The organism is Streptomyces sp. NPDC001781, from assembly GCF_053596035.1.
The window spans coordinates 1-6,452 of the sequence record NZ_JBSFFI010000062.1 but is presented as its reverse complement, the minus strand read 5'-3'; the positions used below and the strand labels follow the sequence as shown (position 1 = coordinate 6,452).

The following is a 6,452-nucleotide window of genomic DNA, read 5'->3' as shown; positions in this document are numbered from 1 at the left end:
GACGCGGGGCTATGCCCGACAGGACCTCTCGGATCTCCGCTTCCAGACGGTCGACCTGCGGGCCGTGGGACGCGTAGTCCACCGCGACCATGCGCGCCCGGACGCCCTCGGACTCGAACTGCGCCTTCAGCTCTTCCAGAGCCTGCGGCTCGCCCGAGACGACCACTGCCGCCGGGCCGTTGACCGCCGCCAGCGCGACACGGTCGTCCAACCGGCCTTCTACCTGCGAGGCGGAGGCGGCCACGGACAGCATGCCGCCAGCGCCTGCCAATACCTTGAGCGACCGCGACCTGAGGGCCACTACCCGCGCGCCGTCCTCCAGCGACAGCATCCCCGCGACCGTCGCCGCCGCTATCTCACCCTGCGAGTGACCCACCACGGCGTCCGGTGCCACACCGGCCGCCTCCCACACCGCAGCCAGCGACACCATCACCGCCCACAGCACCGGCTGCACCACATCAGCCGCCTCCAGCGCCGGAGCGCCTTCCGCACCCGCCAGCACATCCCTCAGCGACCACTCGACGTGAGGCGACAGCGCCGCCTCACACTCCGCCAGCCGCGCCGCGAACACCGGGCTGACCTCAGCCAGTTCACAACCCATGCCGAGCCACTGCGAACCCTGACCCGGGAACACGAACACCGGTCGCGCTCCGGACCGTGCCACCCCCGACACCGCATCACCACTGGCCACACCCCCGGCCAGGGACTCCAGCCCCTCCGCACCCAGCACCACGGCCCGGTGCTCGAACACCGAACGCGTCGCCGCCAACGACCAGGCCACGTCGGCCGGTTCCAGTTCGGGCCGGGCCGTCACCCACTCACGCAGCCGGTCCGCCTGGTCCGCGAGACCGGCGGCCGAGCGGCTCGACACCAGCCAGGCGGTTGCACCCGACACCACGGGAATCACCGGTGCCGTCGTCGGCTCGGGCTCAGGGTCGTCGGCGGGCGCCTCTTCCAGGATGACGTGGGCGTTGGTGCCGCTGATACCGAAGGAGGAGACGCCCGCGCGGCGGGGCCGCTCGCCGGGCTGCCACGAGCGCGCCTCGGTGAGGAGCCGTACCTGGCCCTCGGTCCAGTCGATGTGCGGGGACGGCTCGTCGGCGTGCAGGGTGCGCGGGAGTTGTTCGTGCTGGAGGGCCAGCACCATTTTGATCACGCCGGCCACACCAGCCGCCTGCTGGGGGTGCCCGATGTTCGACTTCACCGAACCCAGCCACAGCGGACGGTCCTCCGGACGGTCCTGGCCGTAGGTCGCGAGCAGGGCCTGCGCCTCGATCGGGTCGCCGAGGGCGGTGCCGGTGCCGTGTGCCTCGACGACGTCCACGTCGGTCGCCGCCACGTGCGCGTTGGCGAGGGCTGCGCGGATGACGCGCTGCTGGGAGGGGCCGTTGGGCGCGGTCATGCCGTTGGACGCGCCGTCCTGGTTGATCGCCGAGCCGCGGATCACGGCGAGGACCGGGTGGCCGTTGCGCTGGGCGTCGGACAGCCGCTCCAGCACCAGCATGCCCACGCCCTCGCCCATGCCCATGCCGTCGGCCTGGGCGGAGAACGCCTTGCAGCGGCCGTCCTCGGCGAGGCCGCGCTGCCGGGAGAAGCCGATGAAGCCGAGGGGCGAGGCCATCACCGTGACGCCGCCGACCAGCGCGAGCGAGCACTCGCCGGAGCGCACGGCCTGGGCGGCGATGTGCAGGGCCACCAGGGAGGAGGAGCACGCGGTGTCGATGGACACGGCGGGCCCCTGGAGGCCGAGCAGGTAGGAGATGCGGCCCGACATCACACTGGCCGCGCCTCCCGTCGTCAGGTGCCCCTCGATGCCTTCGATGCTGCGCAGGCCGGGGTGGCCCACGTAGTCGGTGGGGGCGACGCCGACGAAGACGCCGGTCGTCGAGCCGCGCAGGGAGGCGGGGGTGACCGCGGCGCGCTCCAGCGCCTCCCACGACGCTTCGAGGAGCAGCCGCTGCTGCGGGTCCATGGCGAGGGCCTCGCGCGGGCTGATCCCGAACAGTCCGGCGTCGAAGTCCGCCGCGCCGTCGAGGAACCCGCCCTCGACCACGTAGGAGGTGCCCTGGTGGTCGGGGTCCGGGTCGTACACGCTCTCGGTGTCCCAGCCACGGTCGGTGGGGAAGCCGGAGATGGCGTCGCCGCCCGCGCCGAGCAGCTCCCACAGCTCCTCGGGCGAGGTCACCCCGCCCGGGAGCCGGCAGCTCATGCCGACGATGGCCACGGGTGCGGACGACGCCTCGACCAGCAGGCGGTTGCGCTGCCGGAGGCGCTCCGTCTCCTTGACGGATGCCCGCAGCGCTTCCAGGAGCTTGTCAGGTGTTCCGGTCATCGCTTCCTCCACGCGCACGCGCTGATGTTCAGAGACTTCATTCCGACTCGCCGTCCAGGGCCATGCGGATCAGGCTCTCGGCGTCGAGAGCGTCGATGTCCTCGACCGTGTCGGAGGCCAGGGCTTCTTCGCGGACACCCGCGAGCTGCATCAGGGCCTCCATCAGCCCCGCCTCGCGGAAGCGGGCCAGCGGCACGGTCGCGAGCGCCTTACGGAGCGTCGACTCGGCGGCGTCCGGCGCGTCCGCCCGGTCGCTGTCGCCGAGCTGCGGCGCCAGCTTCTGCCCGAGGAACACGGCCAGTTCGGCCGGATTGGGGTAGTCGAAGACGAGGGTGGCCGGGAGCCGCGTCCCGGTCGCGCCGCTCAGCCTGTTGCGCAGTTCGACGGCAGTCAGCGAGTCGAATCCCAGGTCGGTGAAGGCCCGGGTGGTCTCGACCGCGCCGGCGGAGGCGTGTCCGAGGACGGCCGCCGCGTGGGCGCGGACCAGGTCGACGAGCCGTACCTCCCGCTCCTGCTCGGACAGGCCGGCCAGCTCCCGGTGCAGTGCCTCGGGTCCGGCCGGGCTGCTGCCGGACGCCGCCGTCCGTCGGCCGGTGCCCGCGCCGACCAGTGCCCGCCACAGCGACGGGACTTCAGTGCTGCGCGCGGACTGGGCGCGCAGTCCGGCCAGGTCGAGCCGGGCCGGGACGAGGACGGCCTCGTCGCGGGCGACCGCCGCGTCGAGGAGGGCGAGGCCCTCCTCGGCGCTCAGCGCGCTGATGCCGCCCCGGTTGATACGGGCCCGCTCGCTGTCCGTGAGCTGCCCGGTCAGCGCGCTTGCCTCGGCCCACAGACCCCAGCACAGGGAGGTCGCCGGGAGACCGGCGGCCCTGCGGTCGGCGGCCAGCGCGTCGAGGAACGCGTTCGCCGCGACGTAGTTGCCCTGGCCGGGGCTGGAGAACGCCGCCGCCGCCGAGGAGAACAGGGCGAAGTGGTCGAGGTCGAGGTGGCGGGTCAGCTCGTGCAGGTTCCACGCGCCGTCCGCCTTGGGCCGCATCACCGACGCCACCCGGTCCGCCGTCAGCGAGCCGATCGTGCCGTCGTCGAGGACACCGGCGGTGTGGATGACGGTGCGCAGCGGGGCCTCGGCCGGGATGTCGGCGAGGACCTTCGCCAGGTCGTCGCGCTCGGCCGTGTCACACGCGACCACGCGCACCGAGGTGCCCGACTCCGCGAGCTGTGAGGCCAGTTCGGCCACGCCTTGCGCGCCGGCGCCCGAACGGCTGGTCAGCACCAGCGAGTCGGCGCGGCCGGTTGCCGCCAGGTGACGTGCCGCCAGGCTGCCCAGGGTGCCGGTGCCACCGGTCACCAGGGCCGTCCGTGCGGCCGTCGGCGCCGGAATCCGGGCGGCCACGGGGGTCGCCGGGATCGTCAGGACGATCTTGCCGGTGTGCTTGGCCTGCGACATGAACCGGAACGCCTCCCTCGCCCGCCGCACGTCCCACGCCCGCACCGGCAGCAGCGACAGCGCGCCCTGATCCATCAGCGCGCTGATCTCCGACAGCATGGCACCGAGACCCTCCGGACCGGCCTCTGCCAGGTTGAACGGCCGGTACGTGACGCCGGGGTGTTCCGCCGCCACCGTGTCCGCGTCGCGCAGATCGGTCGCGCCCATCTCGACGAACGCCCCGCCGCGCGGCAGCAGCCGCAGTGACGCGTCGATCAGCTCACCGGCCAGCGAGTTGACGACCACGTCCACGCCCGCCGCGAACGCCTCCTCGAAGCCCGCGTCACGCGACGACGCGATGTGCTCGGCGTCCAGACCCATCCGCTCCAGCACCGGCCACTTCGCCGGGCTCGCCGTCGCGAACACCTCGGCACCCAGGTGCCGCGCGATCCGCACGGCGGCCATGCCCACGCCACCGGCGCCCGCGTGGATCAGCACCCGCTGACCTGCACGGACACCCGCCAGCTCGACCAGCGCGTACCAGGCCGTCATGAAGGCGCTGGGCACCGACGCGGCCTCGGCGTAGGTCCACTGCTCCGGGATGCGCACCAGGTGCCGGGCGTCGGTGACGACCAGCGGGCCGAACCCGCTGTCCGCCACGCCCATCACCCGGTCGCCGACCGCGAGGGCGGTGACCCCCGGCCCGGTCTCGACGACCACACCGGAGACCTCGCTGCCGAGCACTCCGCCGCCCGGGTACATGCCCAGGCCGATCAGCACGTCCCGGAGGTTCAGGCCCGCGGCCTTCACCGCCACCCGGACGTGCCCGGCGGGCACCGCGCCGACCGGCTCAGGAGCGGACTCGAACCGCAGCCCGTCCAGCGAGCCGCCCTCGTCCGGCACCAGCCGCCACGCGCCCTCCGGCATCGCCAGGTCGCCGGACGGGCGGGTCAGACGCCTGCCGTAGGCGGTCGTGCCACGGACGGCGAGTTCCGCCTCGCCGTCGGCCAGCGCCGTCGGCAGCGCGGCGGCGGACCGGTCGGCGGCGCCGTCGGCAGGCAGGTCGGCCAGCACGATCCGGCCCGGGTTCTCCGACTGCGCCGAGCGCAGCAGACCCCAGACGGCGGCTGCCGCCAGGTCCGTGACGCGCTCGCCGGCCGAGGCGGCCACACCGCCGCGCGTGACGACCAGCAGGCAGGCCGACTCCAGCCGCTCTTCGGCCAGCCAGCCCTGCGCCAGCGCCAGCGCCTCGCCGGTGGCCTCCTGCGCCGCCCGCGCCGCGTCGTCGCCGTTCGGCTGCCCGGTACCGGCGCAGGCCAGCACCACGCCGGGAGCGAACTCCGCCGCCTCGGCCAGCTCTGTCAAGTCGGTGAACGGCCTCACTTGAACGCCGGTGCCGGCCAGGGCGTCGACCAGGCCGAAGCGGTCGGCGCCGATCAGCGCCCACTCCCCCACCGGGACGGCGCTCTCGGCGAGCGGGGCCCATTCGATGGTGAACAGCGAGTCCGTCGGCCCGGTTTCAGCCGCCTTCAGTTGCTCGGCCGTCACCGCGCGAGTGATCAGCGAGGCCACCGAGACCACCGGAGCGCCGGTGGCGTCAGCGGCGGCCAGGGTCAGGCTGCCCTGCTCGTCCCGGCGGATCCGCGCCCGCAGGACGGACGCGCCGGTTGCGTACAGCTCCACGCCGGTCCACGCGAACGGCAGCCGCACCCCGCCCTCTTCGGCGCCGGCGAGCGAAGAGGCGTGGAGCACCGCGTCGAGCAGCGCCGGGTGCAGACCGAAGGCGGTGGCCTGCGAAGCCTCGTCCTGCGCCAGCGCGACTTCGGCGTACACATCGCCGTCGCGCCGCCACACCGCCTTCAGCCCCTGGAACGCCGGGCCGTAGCCGTACCCGTTCGTCTCCAGCGTGTCGTACATGCCGCTGACGTCCACCGCGTCGGCACCGCTCGGCGGCCAGACGGTAAACTCGTCACCGACGTCCACGGGCCGCCCGGCCGGGGCGAGCACGCCCTCGGCGTGCTGGACCCACGGCTCCTGGGAACCGGCGGCCCGCGAGAAGACCTCCACGCCGCGACGCCCGTCACCGTCCGCCGCAGCCACCACGACCTGGACCTGGATCCCACCGGACTCCGGCACGACGAGCGGCGCCTGAAGGGTGAGTTCCTCCAGCACCCCGCAGCCCACCAAGTCGCCCGCCTGAACAGCCAGTTCCACGAACCCGGTGCCCGGCAGCAGGATCACCCCGCCGACGCGGTGATCGGCCAGCCACGGGTGCGTCCGCACCGACAGACGGCCGGTGCACACGACTCCCGCGCCATCGGCCAGTTCCACCGTCGCGCTGAGCAGCGGGTGCTCCACCGCGCCCAGGCCCAGCGAGGACGCGTCGCCGCCCGAGGACACCGCCGCCTTCGGCCAGTAGCGCTCGTGCTGGAAGGCGTACGTCGGCAGTTCGACGGACTCCGCTGCGGGCAGCACCTTCGTCCAGTCGACGGACGCGCCGTGGGTCCATGCCTCGGCCAGCGAGGTCACGATCCGGGCCGTGCTGTCGTCGTCCCTGCGCAGGGTTCCACACACCGCGCCGGGCAGTGTGGCCGTCTCCTCCAGCGTGTCCGTGATGGCGCCGGTGAGGACCGGGTGCGGGGAGACCTCGATGAAGACCTGGTGGCCCTGGTCCGCGAGGGTGCGGACGGCGGG

2 protein-coding genes are annotated in these 6,452 nt (G+C 73.9%); both read right to left on the bottom strand.

Going from position 1 to position 6,452, the window contains the following annotated elements; genetic code table 11:
- Positions 1 to 2,344: type I polyketide synthase (locus ACWCV3_RS28410; protein WP_451230062.1), on the bottom strand; the 2,344-nt coding region annotated here is incomplete at its 3' end.
- Positions 2,345 to 2,369: 25 nt separating this feature from the next.
- Positions 2,370 to 6,452: SDR family NAD(P)-dependent oxidoreductase (locus ACWCV3_RS28405; RefSeq protein WP_451230059.1), on the bottom strand; the 4,083-nt coding region annotated here is incomplete at its 5' end.